The sequence below is a fragment of the Magnetospirillum sulfuroxidans genome (assembly GCF_018224925.1).
GTDB lineage: Bacteria > Pseudomonadota > Alphaproteobacteria > Rhodospirillales > Magnetospirillaceae > Magnetospirillum > Magnetospirillum sulfuroxidans.
Genome location: NZ_JAGTUF010000051.1, coordinates 1 through 1,418 on the forward strand (window position 1 = coordinate 1; position 1,418 = coordinate 1,418).

The 1,418-nt window shown below is 56.6% G+C and carries 2 protein-coding genes; one reads left to right on the forward strand and one right to left on the reverse strand.

All coding sequences use genetic code 11. The features are described from left to right. Window positions 1–255: 255 nt before the first annotated feature. A complete protein-coding gene (locus KEC16_RS19590) occupies window positions 256–540 on the reverse strand; it encodes a hypothetical protein (protein WP_211552099.1) in 285 nt (94 codons plus the stop codon). Between the two features lie 91 nt (window positions 541–631). On the opposite strand from KEC16_RS19590, the gene KEC16_RS19595 reads away from it, so the two are divergent. Next, window positions 632–940 carry a helix-turn-helix domain-containing protein gene (locus KEC16_RS19595; protein WP_211552101.1) on the forward strand — a complete coding sequence of 103 codons (309 nt, stop codon included), beginning with the start codon at window positions 632–634 and terminating at the stop codon, window positions 938–940. Window positions 941–1,418 lie beyond the last annotated feature (478 nt).

Below are 1,418 nucleotides of genomic sequence, written 5' to 3' on the forward strand. Positions count from 1 at the left end.
CGATCAGCCCTGGACCATCATGTCCATCGGGTTGCGCCAGTGGGCACATGGGTTCTGATCAATGGGACTTGGTATAACCTGTTCCCCACAAATGTGCCCGGTTTGAGGTAGGGCCCGTTCCATCAGGGCGACCGACGTATGAAGCACAGTCGGTTTACGGAAAAGGAAATCATCTGCAAGCTCAGTTGCTTGCTAGCGCCTTTTGAGTGAGACGGAGCTCCTACATAGAAAGAGGCCGGCCCAACGGCTTTCCGATCAAACCGAATGTGGCTGATCAGCCAACTGCTTAATTGCCTCGATCAGAATCAGGCGCCACCCCTCAGTCGATTGGATTGCTTGATCGCTGGATAAGCTCCCTAGGAGGATCGCTGCAGTCGCTCCGCACAGATGGGCAATTACGTCGGCTGGGGCACAATCAGGCACCCGCCGCCCAACCACATCAAGCGCGAAATTGCCTATCTCAGCTGCAACTGCGCCTTCCAACGTCAAAGATCTCTTCATAGCCCGCAACCAGAAATTGTTTTTCGTAATACGCTTCATTAGGCAAAATTCCTGCCGATGGTCAATAACCCAAGCCGAAGTCACACTTCGGTCTATGTCGAGTGATCTGAAATCAGTTTTAGGGGCAAAGGTGCGTGCGGCGCGGGAAGGCGCCAGCTTAAGCCAGGAGCAGTTGGCTGAGCGGATCAATCGCACGCCTGAAACGGTCTCGAACATCGAGCGCGGAAAAAACATGCCTGCGATCGAGACGCTCCAGGCGCTTTGTTCGACACTCGGCTTGCGGCTCTCGGAGCTCTTCGCGGACGAAGATTTGGGGCGGAACGCCGACCGCGTTGCCCGAGAGCATAGTCTGATCCAGACGCTGCGCACGCTGTCCGAAAGCGATCTTGAGGTCGCCGAAAAGACGATTCACGCGCTGGCAAATCGCACTCAGCGGTAAATGAGCATCGAAGGTTGCGCCCGGGCGGCTGCGAAGTGAGCCGGCGCTGGCCGCGCCGTCTTGCACTTCGCAGCCGCCCGCGCGCCCAAAATGAGGTATGGTTTGGCTGTTAACGCAACAGGGGTGCCGAAATGGCAATGCAACACCACATCGAGCGGCTTGCCCTGCGGCATATGAAATGTGCGGGCCTTGCGCTAACGCAACATTTCCGGCTGATCCATAAGAAGTGTGGCTAATACCAAATCCTGCGACACGCAACAGATCAGGGCCTAGTCACGGCATCGCACTGCCTTGATCAGAAGGGCGAAAGCCGGCATTGACGCAGCTAAAGCGCAGAGCGTTAAATCGGAAGCGCCTGTAGGATTGCTTCGCATGGGCTATCGCTCAAACCCATCCGGGGAGAACCCCGGTCCCCTTTGATTTTATTGATTAAAAAGAAGGGGGTCTGGGGTTCACCCCAGGCTGGGCCGGGGCGGCA

What these genes read in the sequence shown, in the direction of transcription:
- KEC16_RS19590 (WP_211552099.1), bottom strand. Translation starts at nt 540, where the DNA reads ATGAAGCGTATTACGAAAAACAATTTCTGGTTGCGGGCTATGAAGAGA.